Origin of the sequence: Sphingomonas sp. 67-41 (assembly GCF_001899725.1) — a bacterium.
GTDB classification, from domain to species: Bacteria; Pseudomonadota; Alphaproteobacteria; order Sphingomonadales; family Sphingomonadaceae; genus Sphingomonas; species Sphingomonas leidyi.
In genome coordinates, this window is record NZ_MKWJ01000022.1 from 954,230 (window position 1) to 970,443 (window position 16,214).

Consider the following 16,214-nt stretch of genomic DNA (forward strand, 5'->3'; position numbering starts at 1 on the left):
GAAATGGATGCGGGGCCCCGGGCTCATGCGCTCACTGCCCCGTCTTGGCGTCTAGCGGGGAGGAGCGCAGCACGACCCAGCCGCCAAAGGCGGCGGCGGTCAGGCGAACGCTGTCGTGCGGGGCGGTGGCGACCGAGGCGCCGAGCGCGCTCGCGGTCGGGCGCGCGGTCAGCGGCACGGCTTCCTCGTTCGGCAGGACGAGCTTGCGCGCCGCGAAATAATCCTCGTCGGACAGCGCGTGCCACAGCACGATGCAGCTGTCGCCGATCGGCGTGCCGCTGGGCTGGGCGGTGGGCGGCATAAGATAGAGCTGGCCGCCGGCGATGCGATAGATGGGGTTGCCCACCTGGCCGGCGACGGGGACGGGCAGCTTCTCGGCCTCGCCGCGCGTCGCGACGGTGCTCGCGCCGAGCGCGCGCTGGGCGGCGGCGGGGAGCGTCGCGAAGGTCATCGCCTCGGCGACGCTCTTGTTGAGCCGCACCGCGCCGCTGACGCAGGCAGCCTGGAACAGCGGCACCGGCTCGGCCGGTGCGGTGGGCGTTGCCTCCTGCGCGGCGGCGGGCAGGGCGACGCCGAGGCCAAGAACGAACAGCGCGATCCGCTTCATCTCATTCCCCCAGCCATCGTCGTTCGGACGCACCTCGCGACGCGGTGTCGGCCGCGATCCCCTTGCGGATCACGGCCGGCAACGGCAGCGCGAGAGGGCGCTTCAGCATATCAGGCGAGCGAGCCGTCGATAGCCTTGCAGGCGACCAGCAGTTCCTTCACCGCGTCGACCGAGACGGCGAGGTTGGCCTTGGCCTCGTCGGTCAGGCTGATCTCGATGATCTTCTCGACGCCGTCCTTGCCGATGATGATCGGCACGCCGACGTAGAGATCGTCGACGCCGTACTGGCCGGTCAGGTGCGCGGCAGCCGGCAGGACGCGCTTCTTGTCGTAGAGATAGCTCTCGGCCATCGCGATCGCCGAGGTGGCGGGGGCGTAGAAGGCCGAGCCGGTCTTGAGCAGGCCGACGATCTCGCCGCCGCCCGAACGGGTGCGCTGCACGATCGCGTCGATGCGCTCCTTGGTCGAGAAGCCCATCGCGATCAGGTCGCTGACCGGGATGCCCGAGACGGTCGAATATTCGAGGACGGGGACCATGGTGTCGCCGTGCCCGCCGAGCACGAACGAGTTCACGTCCTTGACCGAGACCTGGAATTCCTCGGCGAGGAAGTGGCTGAAGCGGGCCGAGTCGAGCACGCCGGCCATGCCGACCACCTTGGTGTGCGGCAGCCCCGAGAACTCGCGCAGCGCCCAGACCATCGCGTCGAGCGGGTTGGTGATGCAGATCACGAACGCGTCGGGCGCGTTGGCGGCGATGCCCTCGCCCACGGCCTTCATGACCTTGAGGTTGATGCCGAGCAGGTCGTCGCGGCTCATGCCCGGCTTGCGGGCGACGCCGGCGGTCACGATGATCACGTCGGCGCCCGCAATGTCGGCATAGTCGTTCGAGCCGGTGATCCTGGCGTCGAAGCCCTCGACCGGGCCGCACTGGCTCAGGTCGAGCGCCTTGCCCTGGGGCACGCCCTCGACCACGTCGAACAGGACGATGTCGCCCAGGCCCTTGAGTGCGGCGAGGTGGGCGAGCGTACCGCCGATGTTGCCGGCGCCGATCAGCGCGATCTTCTTGCGGGCCATGGAAACTCCCTATGGGTCTGGTTCAACCGGACACAGACGCGCGTACCGGCGCGCCGGTGAAAGCGACGGCGGCTTAGGCCTATAATAGGAGAGTCGCAACCCATGAAAACCGTGGGTGCCGGATTATCTTTGCAACTAATTCGCAAGTGCAATAAGTGACTTACGCTTCGTCGCCGGCATCGACATAACGCCGTTCGCCGGTGGCGGGATTGAACCATATGGTCACGAGCCGCCCGGTCTCCTCGTCGCGGAAGCGCTCCGTGGTGGGGTGCCAGCCGGCCGGGTCGAACGGGCCGTCGGCGCCGCGATAATGGAAGCGCTCGAACAGGGTGCCGAGCAGCAGCACGCCGGCCATGGCCAGCATCGGCCAGGCGGCAGTGTCCAGCACGGTCATCGCGACCGCCGCGACGAACCACAGGACCGCCGCGACCGTCACGACCAGGCGGAGCATCGGGATCAGTCCAGCGGAGCCGGATCGAGCACCACCGCAGTGCCATAGGCGACGACTTCGTTCATCGCCTGGGCGATCTCGCCCGAATCGAAGCGCATCATCACGATCGCATTGGCGCCCATCGCATGGGCGTTGGCGACCATCCGGTCGATCGCGTGGCGGCGCGCATCCTCCACGAGCCGGGTATATTCGGGGATCTCGCCGCCGACGATCGAGCGTAGCGAGGCGCTGATGTTGCCGCCGATGCCGCGGCTGCGGACGACGACGCCGAACACTTGGCCCAAGGTGCGGACCACGCTGTGGCCCGGGATATTCTCGGTGGTGGTGACGATCATGGTTCCATCCCCTGAGTCGTTGCCTGCATCCTGCCGGCGTGCGGATGGATTGCCAAGCGCCACGCCGTGCTGATAGCTCTCTGCCCGAGCGGGGGGTGGGATGCACGGAAAGATCGATTTCTCGGCGCTCAAGGTGACGGTGGCGACGTCCGCCGCACTGCTGGCGAGCGGCTGCGGCGGCGGGGCGCTGGTTGCGAACCAGCCCACCCGGATGTGCGTCGACGGTGCCGGCCGCCGCATCGCCGATGCGAATTGCGGCAGCGCCCGTGGCGGGGGCGCGGGCGGCGCGCACGCCTATTATGTCGGGCGCGGCCAGCGCGTGCCCGAAATGGGAGAGGTCGCCCGGGGCGGCTCCACGCGGCCCAGCGCCGGCGTCTCCTATTCGAGCGTGAGCAGGGGCTCGGTCTCGCGCGGGGGCTTCGGGCGCTCGGCCGGCTTCCATGGCGGCTTCGGAGGCGGGTGATGCGACGCACCCCGGTCGCCCCGCGGCCGGACTGGCAGGTGCGGGTCGAGGCGCTGGGCCTCGTCTGGCACAGCATGGACGGGCGCCCCTATTGGGACGAAAGCGCCTGCTATCGCTTCGAACCCCGGGAAATCGACGAAATCGAGGCAGCGACCGCCGAGCTCTACCGGCTGTTCCTGGCGGCGGGCGAGCATGTCCTCGCCAACGACCTGCTCGGCAGCTTCGGCATTCCCGAGCCGGCCTGGGCCGCGATCCGGCGGGCCTGGGACGAAGAGCCGCCCGCGCTCAACTTCGGCCGTTTCGACCTCGGCTATGCCGGGGACGGCCCGCCCAGGCTGTTCGAGTTCAACTGCGACACGCCGACCAGTCTGATCGAGGCCGCGGTGATCCAGTGGGACTGGAAGGAAGCCGTCTTCCCCGCGCTCGACCAATATAGCGGCCTGCACGAGAAGCTCGTCGACAAATGGCGCGACATCGCGCCGCTGCTGCCGGGCGGGCATGTGCATTTCGCCCATGTCGCGGACGATGCCGGCGAGGACACGGTCACCATCGCCTATCTGCGCGACACGGCGCAGGCGGCCGGGCTCGCCACCACGGCGATCCGCATGGAGGATATCGGGTGGAGCCATGACGCGCGGCGTTTCGTCGACCTGGGGGACCGGGCGATCGAGAACTGTTTCCACCTCTATCCCTGGGAATGGCTGCTCGCCGAGGAGTTCGCGCCCGCATTGCTGGAGAGCCTGGGCGGCACGCGCTGGATCGAGCCGATCTGGAAGATGATCTGGAGCAACAAGGCGATCCTGCCGGTGCTCTGGGAGCTGTTTCCCGGCCATCCCAACCTGCTCCCCGCCAGCCGCCGCCGGCTGCCCGGTGGCGACCAGGTCGCCAAGCCGCTGCTCGGGCGCGAGGGGGCGAATGTCTCGATCCTGCGCGGGGGCGAGGTCGTCGCGGAAACCGGCGGGCGTTATGACGAGAGCGGCTGGATCTACCAGGCGCTCTACCCCTTGCGCGATTTCGGCGGCGGCTATCCCGTGATCGGCGCCTGGATCGTCGACGGGGCGCCGGCCGGCATGGGCATCCGCGAGGACGGCCTCATCACCGGCAACACTGCGCGCTTCGTGCCGCACGTCATCGAGGACTGAGGCCTCAGCCCTGCCCCGAGAGGTCCTGGGCGAACATCAGGGCATTGCCGTCGGGATCGTAGAAGGTGAGCAGCCGGACCATGCCGGGGATCTCCTGCACCGGCCCATCCTGGCGCACGCCGGCGGCATCGAGCACCGCCTTGGCCGCGTCGAGATCGACCACGCCGAAGGTGAGCGTCGCGCCGCCGCCCTGGATCACCTGCTCGACCTGGGCGAGGCCGACGGACACGCGCGCGACGGGGCTCTCGAACTCGCACCAGGCGATCTCATCGACTCGGTAGAGCAGCTCCATCCCGAGTGTGTCGCGATACCAGGCGATGCCGGCATCGAGGTCGCTGACATTGATCGCGCAAGTGAGGGCGCCGTCATAGCCGAGTGCGGCGCGGGCCGGGGCCGCAAGCGTGGTTGCCATTTCCGATCTCCGAATCTATAGTGCCATTTATATAGTCGATATGAATTTGACGATGGAGTCAATGCCCCCCGAACCCGTGCCGCTGCTGCGCATGCTCGAGGCCAATCGCTGGGCGATCCCGGTGCTGGCGCTGCTCCATCGCGAGCACGGCTCGCGCTTCGCCGTGATCGCGCGGGCATTCGACCTGCCGCACAACAGCCTGACGCGGTGCCTCGTCCATCTGAAGGCGTGCGGCTGGGTGGTGCCCAATCCCGGCCATGGCCACCCGCTGCGCCCGGAATATGTGCTGACCGAAGCCGGGCTGGCGGTGGCCGCCTTGTGCGCGCGGATCGAGGCGGCGCGGGCGCGGCTGAAGCTGGGGCCGGGCGACCTGCCGCGCTGGTCGCTGCCGCTGGTCGTCGGACTGGGTCCGGACTGGACGCGCTTCGGCGAGATCCAGGCGCGCCTCGCCCCGGTGACGCCGCGTGCGCTGTCGACCACGCTCAAGGCCGTGATCGACGAGGCATTGGTGCGGCGGAAGCTCGAGGATCGCTATCCGCCGCTGCCGCTCTACGCGCTCACGGGCAAGGGCGCGGATTTCGCGGCGACAATGGCCGGGTAGCGTTCGGAGAGGGGCATCGGCGCTCCGCCTTCTCCCGCTTCGCATAGTCCTCGGCCAGCACCGCGAACGCCAGCTTGCGCTGGCCGGTCTCGGAGATCAGGCCCTTGCGGTTCCAGCCCTGCTGATAGACCGGGTGCTGCCGGCGCGGCGAGCGGAAGTCCTTGAGGATCCAGGGGCTCAGCCCTTGCAGGAACGGCACCTTGGCCGCCATTTCGAGCGTACGGCGATAATATTCGGCCTGATATTCCTCGCTGAACTTGTGCGGGGCGGCGGCGTCGTCGTGATAGCCATGGAGCGCATCCGCGCCGAATTCGGAGAAGATCAGCGGCTTGTCGACCGGACTCCGCCATTCGAAGCTCGGGAGCGCGGCGAGCGGGTCGTCCGAATACCAGCCATTATAGGTGTTGATCGCCATCACATCGAGGTCGGCCACCAGCGGATCGTCGATCCGCATCACCTTGCCCTGGCGCGTGCTGAGCAGGGCGGCGGTCACCAGCCTGCTGTCGTCCAGCGCGCGGACGTCGCCGATCAGCGTGCGCAGAAAGGCGTTGCGGGCGTCGCTTACCGGCGTCTCGTTGGCGACGCTCCACAGCATGATCGCCGCGCGGTTGCGGTCGCGGCGGATATTCTCGGCGATCATCCGGCGCGCGGTCGCCAGCGTATCGGCGTCGTCCCAGGCGACGCGCCAATAGACGGGCACTTCGCTCCACACCAGCAGCCCCATCTCGTCGGCGAGGCGCGTGGCGCCCTCGTCGTGCGGGTAATGCGCCAGGCGTACGAAATTGCCATGGAGCCCCTGCTTGATCTCGGCGAACAGGGCGCGCGCGGCGGCGGGGCTCATCGCGCGCACCGGATCCTTGCCCAATTCCTCCTCGTGCATCGAGATGCCGCGCAGGAAGATCGGCTTGCCGTTGAGCAGGATCCTGTCGCCCTGCACCGCGATCGTGCGGAAGCCGATCCGGTCGGTGAAGCGATCCGCGCCGGCGGCGATCTCGACGTCATAGAGCGTCGGGTTGTCGGGCGACCAGCGCCGGAGCGCGCGCGGAGCGGCGAGGCTGGCGGTCCAGTTTCCCTCGCCATCGGTGCGGCCCTCGAGCGCGGCACCCAGCGCGGGGATCGCCAGGCGGATCGGCATGCCTGCGGCCTTGGGTCCGAGCAGGCGGGCGGAAACGGCGATGCGGCCGTCCCTGCCCAGCCGCACGAACGCATCGTCGACGAACGTCTCCGGCACGGTGACGAGACGGATCGAACGGGTGACGCCGCCATAGGTTTCCCAGTCGGTGACCGGCGGGGGCACGTCCCTGTCGGTCCGGGCGGAATCGACGCCCAGCGTGATCTGGTTGCTCCCGGGCCGCAGTAGCGCAGTCACGTCGAAGGCGAACGGCGTGAAGGCGCCGATGTGCTTGCCCACCGGCTTGCCGTTGAGGAACACGCTGGCGGCATGGTCGGCGCTGCCGAAGCGGAGATACACGCGCTTGCCCGGGCCGGCGGGCTGCCAGTCGAAAGTCCGCTGATACCAGACCAGCCCCTGATAATAGCGCATCTCGGGCGCATGGCCGATCCAGCTGCCGGGCAGGTGCGTGACCGGCGAGCGCTGCATGTCGAACTCGAACAGCGCGGTCGGGCGCTTCTCGGCCTCGTCGGCCTGGATCCTGTCCTGGAAGCGCGCGGTGCTCTCGCCCGGCGGGCCGCCATGGAAGCCGGCGACGCCGTCGCGATAGGGGTCGACCGACCAGTGCCAGGCACCGTCGAGGCTCCGGCCCGGGCGCATATCGGCGGCGGCCAGGGTCTGGGCGGAGGCGGTAAACGGTGTCAGCGCGAGCGCGAGCGCGCACCATGATATGGTGATCGGCTGCAACTTACTCTCCCTGGGATGCGCCGCCCGGATGCGTGCCCGGGCGCTGCGGAATGACGAGGATCAGCACGAGGATCGCCGCGGCGAGCACCGCCGAGGCGAGGGGGCGGCTGAAATCGAGCCCGCCCTTGGCGATCGGCTTGTCGAGGAAGTCGCCCACCGTCGCGCCGAGCGGCCGAGTGAGGATGAAGGCGGCCCAGAACAGCGCGACCCGGCTCGTCCGGGTCCGGTAATAGAGCAATGCCAGCCCCGCGAGCGCGCCGCCGAACAGCATCGCGCCGCCGGCATAGCCGAGGCCGCCATCGTCCGCCGCCCAGTCGCCGAGGGCGGTGCCGAGTGTCTGCGAGAAGGTGATGGTCAGCCAGTAGAAGCCCTCGGCCGGGGGCGAGCGCACCGTGTCCACCGAGACCGATCCCAGTGCCGCGTGCCACAGGCCCAGCGCGCCGAGCACGCAGGCGAGCAGCAGGGCCGAGCCGCCGGTATAGCCGATGCCCAGCGAGCGCGTGGCGAAATCGGCCATGGTGGTGCCCGCCGTCGTCGAGGCGATGATCGTCGCCCAGTAGAGGAAGGGGTGGAAGCGCCTGGCCGCGATCTGCCAGGCGACGAGCAGGACCAGGGGAACGACGAAGATCGCGGTGCTGGCGAGATAGCCCATCTCCCAGGTCATCGAGACGGTGTCGCCCCCCGTCTCGCCGAGCGTGGTGGCGAGGATCTTGATGATCCAGAAGCCCAGGGTGACCGCAGGCACCTTGGTGACGAAGTCGCGCTGATCCCGAGTCATTTGCCGTCTCCGCTGGCCGGAGTCGGCAGCCTATCGTTCGCCGTGGCCCTCCGCCAGATAGGCATCCGAGCGCATTTCCATGAGGCGGGAAACGGTGCGGTCGAACTCGAAGCGGCCGTCGCCGGCTTCGTAGAGATGCTGCGGCTCGGCATCGGCGGCGGCGAGCAGCTTGACCTTGTGCTCGTAGAGCGCGTCGATCAGCGTGACGAAGCGCGCCGCCTCGTTGCGGTTCTCGGGCCCCAGCCTGGGGATGCCGACCAGGATCACGGTGTGGAAGCGCCGGGCGATGGCGAGATAGTCAGCCGCGCCGCGCGCCTCGCCGCACAGCCGCTTGAACGAGAAGACCGCGACGCCCTTCAGGCATTTCGGCACGTGCAGCTCGCGTCCGCCCTGCACCGGCAGCGCGCAGCTCGGCACATGCGCGGCATCCTCGACCGGATAGTCGGTCAGGCGGAAAAAGGCTGCGGAGAGCTGCTTCGTCGCCTCCGGGCCATTGGGCACCAGCCAGGTGTCCATCCGCCCGAGCCGGTCGAGCCGGTAATCCGTGGGCCCGTTGAGTGCGACCACGTCCATCCTGGTCTCGATCAGCTCGATGAAGGGAATGAACAGCGTGCGGTTCAATCCGTCCTTGTAGAGGTCACGCGGCGGGCGGTTCGACGTCGCGACCATGGTGAGGCCATGGCCCATCATCTCGGTGAACAGGCGCGAGAGGATCATCGCGTCGGCGGGATTGTTCACCACCATCTCGTCAAAGGCGAGCAGGCGCACGTCCTCGGCCATCGCATCGGCGACCTTCACCACCGGATCGCGCGTGTCCTTCTTGCGCTCCTCGTTCAGCCGCTCGTGCACTTCGAGCATGAACTCGTGGAAATGGACGCGGCGCTTCCGGCGGATGTTCACGCTCTCGTAGAACAGGTCCATCAGCATCGACTTGCCGCGGCCGACGCTGCCCCAGATATAGAGCCCGCGCGGCGGCTCGGGCAGGCGGCCGAGCGCGCGCCACAGGATGCTGCCCTTTTTCGGCACCGCCTCCAGCTCGCCGGCGAGCCTGTGCAGCCGCTCGGCGGCGATCGCCTGTTCGGGATCGGGGCGAAGCTCGCCGGCCTTCACCAGCGCGCGATAGCGTTCGATCACGCTGGTCATTTTCCCTCCCCGCCACTCCCGCGCAGGCAAGGGGCCGGGCATCGTGGGCGATGTCCGTCGTGGCTCTGGATCCTCGCTCCTGCGGGGATGGGGGAGGAAAGCGTCATGCGGGGGGCGAACTCTTGCGGATGGTGCCGAGGAAGCTGGCGATGGTCGCTTCGCCTTGCCGTATCACGCCGCGCATGAAAAGCATGCGCCCCGTTTCGCGCAGCAATTCGATCTCGGCGACGATCGGCCGGCCGATCGTGCTGGTGCCGATGAACTGGGCGGAGAGATCGAGCGTCACTGCGCCGCCCGCGGAGATCATGCCGAAGCTGCGCGCCGCCGCGAACAACGCCACGTCCATGAAGGCGAGCAGCGCGCCGCCATGGGTGGAATCGCGCAGATTGGAATGCTCGCGCCCCGGCACCATCCGGACCAGCGCCTTGCCATCCTCGATCCGCGTCAGGATCGGGCCGAGAAAAGCGTTGAAGCGCGTCGGGTCGCGCAACTCCCACCGCTTCCAGCCGGGGTGGTCGGCAGCGTCTTCATGAATGAAATCGGATTCCGGATCAGAAATCATGCCGATGCTTATCCATTATGGACTGATCTGCGGTGCGTTTCTTCAGGCTGTCATCATTATCTACAAGAATAGATACCGAGATTCGAAGACGTGAATCTCGCTGAACATTCCAATTGGAAAGGAGAAAGCAATGAAGAAAGTCATTCTGGCGATCTCGCTTCTCGTGGCGGGTTCTGCCGCCGCCGCGCCTCCTGCGCCATTTTATCGTTGGGCGAGCAAGTTGAACGGCTTCATCACTTGCGCGCAGACCTCGCCGGGAAGCGGATGGATACTGGCAAGCCCGACGCCCTATCGCGATGCCGGCTGCAGGACGCCCTACTAAGGCCGCAGCCATCATCCTCGACGCGGGGCTCGGCCGGGTGCCGGGCCCCGCTGGGCGTTTCCATCCGTTACAGCGTGCGCTCGGCTTCCATCTTCTTGATCTCGGCGATCGCCTTGCCCGGGTTCAGGCCCTTGGGGCAGACGTTCGCGCAGTTCATGATCGTGTGACAGCGATAGAGGCGGAAGGGATCCTCGAGCTCGTCGAGACGCTCGCCGGTCATCTCGTCGCGCGAATCCGCCAGCCAGCGATAGGCCTGGAGCAGGATCGCCGGGCCGAGGAACTTGTCGCTGTTCCACCAGTAGCTCGGGCACGAAGTCGAGCAGCAGGCGCACAGGATGCACTCGTACAGGCCGTCGAGCTTCTCGCGCTGCTCGGGGCTCTGGAGGCGTTCCTTGCCCGAGGGCGTGGTCGACACGGTCTGCAGCCACGGCTTGATCGAGGCATATTGCGCGTAGAAATGCGTGAAGTCGGGCACCAGGTCCTTGATCACGTCCATGTGCGGCAGCGGCGTGATGCGGATGTCGCCCTTGATATCCTCGATCGCGGTGGTGCAGGCGAGGCCGTTGCGCCCGTCCATGTTCATCGCGCACGAGCCGCAAATGCCCTCGCGGCACGAGCGGCGGAAGGTGAGCGTCGAGTCCTGCTCGGACTTGATCTTGATCAGCGCGTCGAGGACCATCGGGCCGCATTCGTCGAGGTCGATCTCGAAACTGTCGTAGCGCGGATTCTCGCCCGTGTCGGGATCGTAGCGGTAGATCTTGAACGTCTTGACGTTCGTCGCGCCCGGATCCGCCTTGTGCTCCCGGCCCTTGGTGGAGATGCGGCTGTTCTTGGGAAGGCGGAATTGGGCCATCGAGGGGGTTCCTTATGCTTGGGCGCGCGATAGCCAATCGCGCCGCGCCGCTCAACCTCTCAGATGAGGTCGAGCACCAGGCCCAGCGAACGCGCCTCCTCCGCCGCGATGTCCCGGGCGGCCGGCGCGCGGGCCTGGAGGTCTTCGAAGGACAGGCGCGAGCCCGCCACGAGGGCGCGGTAGTCCTCTTCCTCGATCCGCGCGGCTTCCTCGATTTCGTGCAGCATGGCCTTGAGGCTGGCGGCGCAGCTGTCGAGCGGGCCGGCAATCTCCACATTGCGGGCGAGGATGCGCGGGTGGAGCATCAGCCGCGTGCCGCGGGTGAGGAAGCGCTTGTCGGGGGGGAAGGCGGCCATGAAGGCGACGCCGGCCGAATGGACCGCGACCTTGCCGACGAAGAGGGTCTCGCATCCCGAATATTCGCGCAGCAGCCGGATCTCGTCGCCCATCAGCCGCGCGACTTCGGGATCGCCGCCCGGCGTCGAGAGCGAGACGACGAGCGCGCCCTGCTTCGGCGCGGCGCCGAGCTGCGCGCGGAAGCTGGCGTACATCGCCTGGTCGACCGGGCCGGACAGCGCGACGTGCGGGCGGGCGAGCAGCGGGTAGCGCGTCGCCTGGATGCCGTCGTCGGGCAGGGGCTCCGGTTCGTGCGTGCCGGCAATTGCCGCGAGCACTTCGGGCTCGGGGATGGGCGGGAGCGCGGGGGCGGCCGGTCGCGGCGCAAGCGCCCGGCGCCGCGCCTCGCGTCGCTCCACCCAGCGGCGGACCATGAACGCGAAGCCGAAGGTGATCAGCAGGCCAAGGCCGAGCTGCAGCAGCCGGTTGCGGAAGCCGCCCGGGAGCGCCTTCTGGATCGCCGCGGGGATCTGGTGTTCCAGCTCGCCGGGGATCAATCGCTCCAGAAGGGTCTCCTGCTCGGCCATCTCATCCGCCGGCCTTGAGCGCGTCGGTCGCCGGGCGGCCGACGGGGGGCGTATCGGTCTGGGGCATGCGCGCCTCGAGCGGCGCCAGCCAGGTCGCGACATGATCGCCGATCGCCACCTGCGGATTGGAGGGCGGCACCCGCGCCGCACCCTCCCATTCGCCGATCATCATCCGCGCTTCGTCCGACGCCTTTTCGAGCGGCTGGTTCTTGCGCAGCGCATGGTTGATCATCGCGTCGCCGAAGAAGGTCCAGTCATTGTCGGCCTGGCAGCCGAAGCTCGGCCGGTCGGAGGAGGCGGCGGTGAACAATGCGGTGTCGGGGCTGGACAGCGGCCCCACGAAGATGCCCGAATAGCAGGCCGAGAGGATCAGCACGCGATTCCGGATGCCGAGTTCGTCGAGCAGCGCCTGGAGCCGCCTGGGACTCAGGACGCCATAGCCCTCGTCGCCGTCATGATAGGCGATGCCTACCTTGGCGCCGTGGCTGGTGGTGTAGAGGACGAGGACGTCCTGCTCCCTGTCCATCACTTCGGCGACCCGGGCGAGCGCGAGCGTGAGGCTGGTCAGCGAGCCGTTCGGCAATTCGCTCGGCATGGTGCCGGTGCTGCCGGCGAGCACGATGGTGCGCCCGGCGGCATCGAAGCGGCGCGAGAGCACCTTGCCCGCCTCGCGCGCCTCGCGCACGAACACCGGATCGCTGTCGAGCGCGACCGAGACGACATAGGCGTCGACCAGTGCCTTGCGCTGCGGCTGGAGCGCGGCGAGCGCGACGTTCAGCTTGCGGGCATCGGCGAGCATTGCCCTGGCCGATCGCCCGCGCTGCAGCTCGGGGCCGGGATCGAGCCCCTCGATGCCATCGCTGCCCGAGACCATCCCGGGCCATTCCGCCTTGTGCTCCGGCGCGCGATACTGGGCCGTAGCGGGCGTGACGGCGAGCGCGGCAGCCGCCGCGAGGATGGCGAACGCGATACGCATGGCAGGCCCGAACCCCCCGGAGATCGTTAACGCCTCACTCTCGCGGGTGCGGGAGCGGTGTCAAGCGGGGACGGAAATCCCGTCCCGTCACGACATCTGGGGAGCGCCCGGCCTCAATGCCAGATGGCGGCGAGCGGATAGAGTGCGATCAGCCAGATCAGGCAGGCCATCACGATATGCCGGTTCCTGACGGAGATCGCGACCAGCGAGATCGGAAAGAAGGACCATGTGAGGACGATTACCCGAACGGTGAACATGCCCTTCGGGCCCAACAGCGCGACGGTCGTAGCCATCAGCGCGACGTTGCAGAGTAGGACGGCGCCCATCACCTTGCGGTAATGCTTGTCGAAATAGGCATTGAGGTCGGGCCATTCGGCGAAGTCGCTCGGGAAGATCAGCGAGACGGCGACATAGTAGCTGGCAGTGACGAGAAAGCCGCCGAACAGCATCGGCCAGCTAAGCTTGAGCAGGTCGCGCAGCGTCCAGCCATACATCCAGAAGGTGACGACGTCGCACGATACGAAGATGCCGAGCAGCGCGGTCGCCCAGCCGATCCGCACCTCGTGCCGCGCCTTGAGTGCGCGCGAGAGCCCGCCCAGCCCCTCGGCCAGGGCAAGGCCGAGCAGCAGGCCGAACAGGGAAAAGCTGAATTCGAACCCGCTCATCGATGTGCCCCCATGCCGCGCACTCTCGTGGCGGCAGGGGCGGTGTCAAGCGAATGAATGTGAAGTGACGCTTGACGGCCATGTCCCCATTTTGCGCAAGTGCTGATCGAGGCGATCCGGCACAAGGCGCTGTCGAGCCTTGTCGAAACGGGCAGGTCGAAGGGCTTGCCGGCCGAAATGCCGATCCGGTTCGAGAAAGCGTTCGGGGTGAAGGCAGATGCGCTGCTCCGCATGCAGAGTGCGTATGCGTTGGCGAGCGTTCGCGCGCATGCCGAGGATATCAAGGTCGAGCGGTTCGGGAAGGCGGCCTAGTCGCGACCGGATAGGAAAAGGGCCCGTTCGCACCTGGCGAACGAGCCCTTCGAACCTTGGATGGAAGGATCAATACACCCGCTTCTTCGGCTTGATGTACTCGATCTCGTCGGTGAGCGTGTAGTCGTGGACCGGGCGGTAATCGATCTCGGTCTTTCCGCCCTTGCCGCCCCAGCCTTCGAAGGTGGCGACGGTGTGCTTCATCCAGTTCTTGTCGTCGCGCTCGGGGAAGTCCTCGTGCATGTGCGCGCCGCGGCTTTCCTTGCGGTTGGCGGCGCACTCGATGGTGACGACGGCCTGGCCGATCAGGTTGTCGAGCTCCAGCGTCTCCACCAGGTCGGTGTTCCAGATCAGCGAGCGGTCCTGGATGCCCACGTCCTGGAAGCCCTTGTACACTTCCTGCATGTGGCCGACGCCCTCGGCGAGCAGCGCGCTGTCGCGGAACACGGCGCAGTGGCGCTGCATCGTCTTCTGCATGTCGGCGCGGACCTCCGCGGTCGGGCGCGAACCCTTGGCGTTCCGGAAGTGATCGAGGCGGCCGAGCGCGAACTCCTCCGAGCCCTTGGGCAGCTCGTTGTGCTTCATGCCGGGCTTGAGCAGCTCCTTGAGGCGCAGGCCCGTGGCGCGGCCGAACACGACCAGGTCGATCAGCGAGTTGGAGCCCAGGCGGTTGGCGCCGTGCACCGACACGCAGGCCGCTTCGCCGACCGCGAACAGGCCGGGGATCACGGCATCCGGATCGCCGTCCTTGTTGTGGACGACTTCGCCGTGATAATTGGTCGGGATGCCGCCCATGTTATAGTGCACGGTCGGCACCACCGGCAGCGGCTGGCGGGTCAGGTCGACGCCGGCGAAGATCTTGCCGGTCTCGGTGATGCCCGGCAGGCGCTCGTGCAGGATCTTCGGATCGATGTGGTTGAGGTGAAGGAAGATGTGATCCTTCTCCTTGCCGACGCCGCGGCCCTCGCGGATCTCCATCGCCATCGAGCGCGCGACCACGTCGCGGCTGGCAAGGTCCTTGGCCGAAGGGGCATAGCGCTCCATGAAGCGCTCGCCCTCGGAGTTGGTGAGGTAGCCGCCCTCGCCGCGCGCGCCCTCGGTGATCAGCACGCCGGCGCCGTAGATGCCGGTCGGGTGGAACTGGACGAACTCCATGTCCTGCAGCGCGATGCCGGCGCGCAGCGCCATGCCGTTGCCGTCGCCGGTGCAGGTGTGCGCCGACGTCGCCGACTGGTAGACCCGGCCGCCGCCGCCCGTCGCGAGGACGACGGCATGGCTGCGGAAGCGGTGGATCGAGCCGTCTTCCATGCACAGCGCGATCACGCCGCGGCAGGCGCCGTTCTCCATGATCAGGTCGAGCGCGAAATATTCGACGTAGAAGTCCGCGTCGTATTTCAGGCTCTGCTGGTAGAGCGCGTGGAGCATGGCGTGGCCGGTGCGATCGGCCGCCGCGCAAGTGCGCTGCACGGGAGGGCCTTCGCCCATGTTCTGCATATGGCCGCCGAACGGGCGCTGGTAGATCGTGCCGTTGTCGTTGCGGCTGAACGGCACGCCGGCATGCTCGAGCTCATAGACCGCGGCGGGCGCCTCGCGGACCATATATTCGATCGCATCCTGGTCGCCGAGCCAGTCCGAGCCCTTGACGGTGTCGAACATGTGCCACGACCAGTGGTCGGGCGTGTTGTTGCCCAGGCTCGCGGCGATGCCGCCCTGCGCCGCCACGGTGTGGCTGCGGGTCGGGAACACCTTGGTGATGCAGGCGGTCTTGAGGCCCGCCTCGGCACAGCCCATGGTGGCGCGCAGGCCCGAGCCGCCGGCGCCGACCACCACCGCGTCATAGGTGTGATCGATGATCTTGTACGCGGACATCAGAGCGCTGCTCCCGCCGTGAAGGCGATCTTGAGGATCGAGAAGATGGCGGTGGTGCCCGCCGCCAGCGTGAAGAAGTTGAGCAGCACCATCAGCACGATGTGCGTCTCGTCGTGCTGATAATCCTCGATCACCACCTGCAGGCCGAGGCGGAAGTGATAGAAAGTGGTGAGGACCAGCAGGATCAGCGGCACGGCGACCTGGGTCTGGGCGATCCAGTGGCGTGCGGTCTCGAAGTCATAGGCCGGCAGCAATGCGATGCTGAGCACGAACCACAGGGTCAGGATCAGGTTGGCGCCGGCGGTGAGCCGTTGATGCCACCAGTGATGCGCGCCTTCATGCGCCGAGCCGAGGCCGCGGACCTTGCCGATGCTGGTGCCGTTACCCATTGGTCTTCCCCCAGATGATATAGGCCCAGAAGGCCGCGGTGAGGAGAACCGCAGCGACATAGGTCAGCGTCGCGGTGGTCTTGTTGGCCTTGAGCTCGAAATTGGCGCCCTGGTCGAGGAACAGGTGGCGGATGCCCGAGCTCATGTGCTGGAAGAAGGACAGGGTCAGGCCGATGCCGAAGACATAGCCGGCGATGTTGAGCGCGCCGGACTTGACCGTGAACAGGTCGAGGAACGCCGCATAGGCCGCCGGGCCCGAGGCGAGGGCGACCAGCCACCAGACGAACAGGATCGTCCCGACGGTCGCCATGCCGCTGCCGGTGACGCGGTGGGTGATGGAGACCGCCATGGAGGGCCCCCATTTCCAGATCGACAGATGCGGCGACAGCGGTCGCGCTTCGTTGCGCACATTGGCCAAGATTATGTCCTTCCTCGGTCGGTGCCGTCTCCTTAATCCCGATGCCGCCGGATGCAAGCTGG

Annotated in this window: 21 protein-coding genes; 5 read left to right on the forward strand and 16 right to left on the reverse strand. The window is 67.7% G+C overall.

Annotated elements, in window-relative coordinates; all coding sequences use genetic code 11:
* Positions 1-31: 31 nt before the first annotated feature.
* From BGP17_RS15575 to BGP17_RS15590, 4 genes are all read right to left on the reverse strand, one after another.
* Entirely contained in the window at positions 32-607 is a 576-nt protein-coding gene (locus BGP17_RS15575; protein ID WP_167299662.1) for a hypothetical protein, read from the reverse strand.
* 110 nt (positions 608-717) lie between these two features.
* Positions 718-1,680, reverse strand: coding sequence for a malate dehydrogenase (mdh, locus tag BGP17_RS15580; protein ID WP_286712603.1), 963 nt, complete (start codon positions 1,678-1,680; stop codon positions 718-720).
* Between the two features lie 160 nt (positions 1,681-1,840).
* The gene (locus BGP17_RS15585; protein WP_286712604.1) at positions 1,841-2,131 is read right to left on the reverse strand and encodes a hypothetical protein; all 291 of its coding nucleotides are present in this window, start codon (positions 2,129-2,131) and stop codon (positions 1,841-1,843) included.
* Between the two features lie 5 nt (positions 2,132-2,136).
* Positions 2,137-2,466 carry a YbjQ family protein gene (locus BGP17_RS15590; protein WP_086128170.1) on the reverse strand — a complete coding sequence of 110 codons (330 nt, stop codon included), beginning with the start codon at positions 2,464-2,466 and terminating at the stop codon, positions 2,137-2,139.
* A 100-nt stretch (positions 2,467-2,566) separates the two neighbouring features.
* Here BGP17_RS15590 and BGP17_RS15595 point away from each other — a divergent pair, with 100 nt between their 5' ends.
* Entirely contained in the window at positions 2,567-2,929 is a 363-nt protein-coding gene (locus BGP17_RS15595) for a hypothetical protein (protein WP_286712605.1), read from the forward strand.
* Positions 2,929-4,071, forward strand: coding sequence for a glutathionylspermidine synthase family protein (locus tag BGP17_RS15600; RefSeq protein ID WP_286712606.1), 1,143 nt, complete (start codon positions 2,929-2,931; stop codon positions 4,069-4,071). Before BGP17_RS15595 ends, BGP17_RS15600 begins: the two co-directional genes overlap by 1 nt.
* A gap of 4 nt (positions 4,072-4,075) precedes the next feature.
* On the opposite strand, the gene BGP17_RS15605 is transcribed toward BGP17_RS15600, so the two are convergent.
* Positions 4,076-4,483, reverse strand: a complete 408-nt coding sequence (locus tag BGP17_RS15605) for a VOC family protein (protein ID WP_167299657.1) — start codon at positions 4,481-4,483, stop codon at positions 4,076-4,078.
* A gap of 61 nt (positions 4,484-4,544) precedes the next feature.
* Here BGP17_RS15605 and BGP17_RS15610 point away from each other — a divergent pair, with 61 nt between their 5' ends.
* Entirely contained in the window at positions 4,545-5,084 is a 540-nt protein-coding gene (locus tag BGP17_RS15610) for a winged helix-turn-helix transcriptional regulator (RefSeq protein ID WP_286712607.1), read from the forward strand.
* Here BGP17_RS15610 and BGP17_RS15615 read toward each other — a convergent pair.
* The 4 genes from BGP17_RS15615 to BGP17_RS15630 form a co-directional block, all read right to left on the reverse strand.
* A complete protein-coding gene (locus BGP17_RS15615; protein ID WP_286712608.1) occupies positions 5,041-6,942 on the reverse strand; it encodes a glycoside hydrolase family 2 protein in 1,902 nt (633 codons plus the stop codon). The genes BGP17_RS15610 and BGP17_RS15615 overlap by 44 nt on opposite strands.
* A gap of 1 nt (position 6,943) precedes the next feature.
* The gene (locus BGP17_RS15620) at positions 6,944-7,720 is read right to left on the reverse strand and encodes a COG4705 family protein (protein WP_286712609.1); all 777 of its coding nucleotides are present in this window, start codon (positions 7,718-7,720) and stop codon (positions 6,944-6,946) included.
* 30 nt (positions 7,721-7,750) lie between these two features.
* The gene (gene zapE, locus BGP17_RS15625) at positions 7,751-8,863 is read right to left on the reverse strand and encodes a cell division protein ZapE (RefSeq protein WP_167299654.1); all 1,113 of its coding nucleotides are present in this window, start codon (positions 8,861-8,863) and stop codon (positions 7,751-7,753) included.
* Between the two features lie 103 nt (positions 8,864-8,966).
* Positions 8,967-9,425, reverse strand: coding sequence for a PaaI family thioesterase (locus tag BGP17_RS15630; RefSeq protein WP_167299653.1), 459 nt, complete (start codon positions 9,423-9,425; stop codon positions 8,967-8,969).
* Between the two features lie 130 nt (positions 9,426-9,555).
* Here BGP17_RS15630 and BGP17_RS15635 point away from each other — a divergent pair, with 130 nt between their 5' ends.
* The gene (locus BGP17_RS15635) at positions 9,556-9,747 is read left to right on the forward strand and encodes a hypothetical protein (RefSeq protein ID WP_167299652.1); all 192 of its coding nucleotides are present in this window, start codon (positions 9,556-9,558) and stop codon (positions 9,745-9,747) included.
* Between the two features lie 67 nt (positions 9,748-9,814).
* Here the strand turns inward: BGP17_RS15635 and BGP17_RS15640 are convergent, their stop codons facing one another.
* The 4 genes from BGP17_RS15640 to BGP17_RS15655 all read right to left on the reverse strand — a co-directional run bounded on the left by BGP17_RS15640 (position 9,815) and on the right by BGP17_RS15655 (position 13,164).
* Positions 9,815-10,600, reverse strand: a complete 786-nt coding sequence (locus tag BGP17_RS15640; RefSeq protein WP_167299651.1) for a succinate dehydrogenase iron-sulfur subunit — start codon at positions 10,598-10,600, stop codon at positions 9,815-9,817.
* Positions 10,601-10,659: 59 nt separating this feature from the next.
* Complete coding sequence (locus BGP17_RS23885) at positions 10,660-11,523, reverse strand: ATP-dependent Clp protease proteolytic subunit (protein ID WP_353681878.1); 864 nt, start codon at positions 11,521-11,523, stop codon at positions 10,660-10,662.
* A gap of 1 nt (position 11,524) precedes the next feature.
* Positions 11,525-12,499 (reverse strand): C13 family peptidase, encoded by a 975-nt coding sequence (locus tag BGP17_RS15650; protein ID WP_286712610.1) that lies wholly within the window; start codon positions 12,497-12,499, stop codon positions 11,525-11,527.
* A 113-nt stretch (positions 12,500-12,612) separates the two neighbouring features.
* Positions 12,613-13,164: a hypothetical protein gene (locus BGP17_RS15655; RefSeq protein ID WP_286712611.1), complete on the reverse strand. Its 552-nt coding sequence runs from the start codon at positions 13,162-13,164 to the stop codon at positions 12,613-12,615.
* Between the two features lie 99 nt (positions 13,165-13,263).
* Between BGP17_RS15655 and BGP17_RS15660 the strand changes: the two genes are divergently transcribed.
* Positions 13,264-13,476, forward strand: coding sequence for a helix-turn-helix domain-containing protein (locus BGP17_RS15660; protein ID WP_286712612.1), 213 nt, complete (start codon positions 13,264-13,266; stop codon positions 13,474-13,476).
* 69 nt (positions 13,477-13,545) lie between these two features.
* Here the strand turns inward: BGP17_RS15660 and sdhA are convergent, their stop codons facing one another.
* The 3 genes from sdhA to sdhC are packed head-to-tail and all read right to left on the reverse strand — an operon-like array spanning position 13,546 to position 16,152.
* Positions 13,546-15,348 (reverse strand): succinate dehydrogenase flavoprotein subunit, encoded by a 1,803-nt coding sequence (gene sdhA / locus BGP17_RS15665; RefSeq protein WP_167300471.1) that lies wholly within the window; start codon positions 15,346-15,348, stop codon positions 13,546-13,548.
* Positions 15,345-15,734: a succinate dehydrogenase, hydrophobic membrane anchor protein gene (gene sdhD, locus BGP17_RS15670; RefSeq protein ID WP_167299647.1), complete on the reverse strand. Its 390-nt coding sequence runs from the start codon at positions 15,732-15,734 to the stop codon at positions 15,345-15,347. The genes sdhA and sdhD overlap by 4 nt, the downstream gene beginning before the upstream one ends.
* The gene (sdhC, locus tag BGP17_RS15675; RefSeq protein ID WP_167299646.1) at positions 15,727-16,152 is read right to left on the reverse strand and encodes a succinate dehydrogenase, cytochrome b556 subunit; all 426 of its coding nucleotides are present in this window, start codon (positions 16,150-16,152) and stop codon (positions 15,727-15,729) included. Before sdhC ends, sdhD begins: the two co-directional genes overlap by 8 nt.
* Positions 16,153-16,214 lie beyond the last annotated feature (62 nt).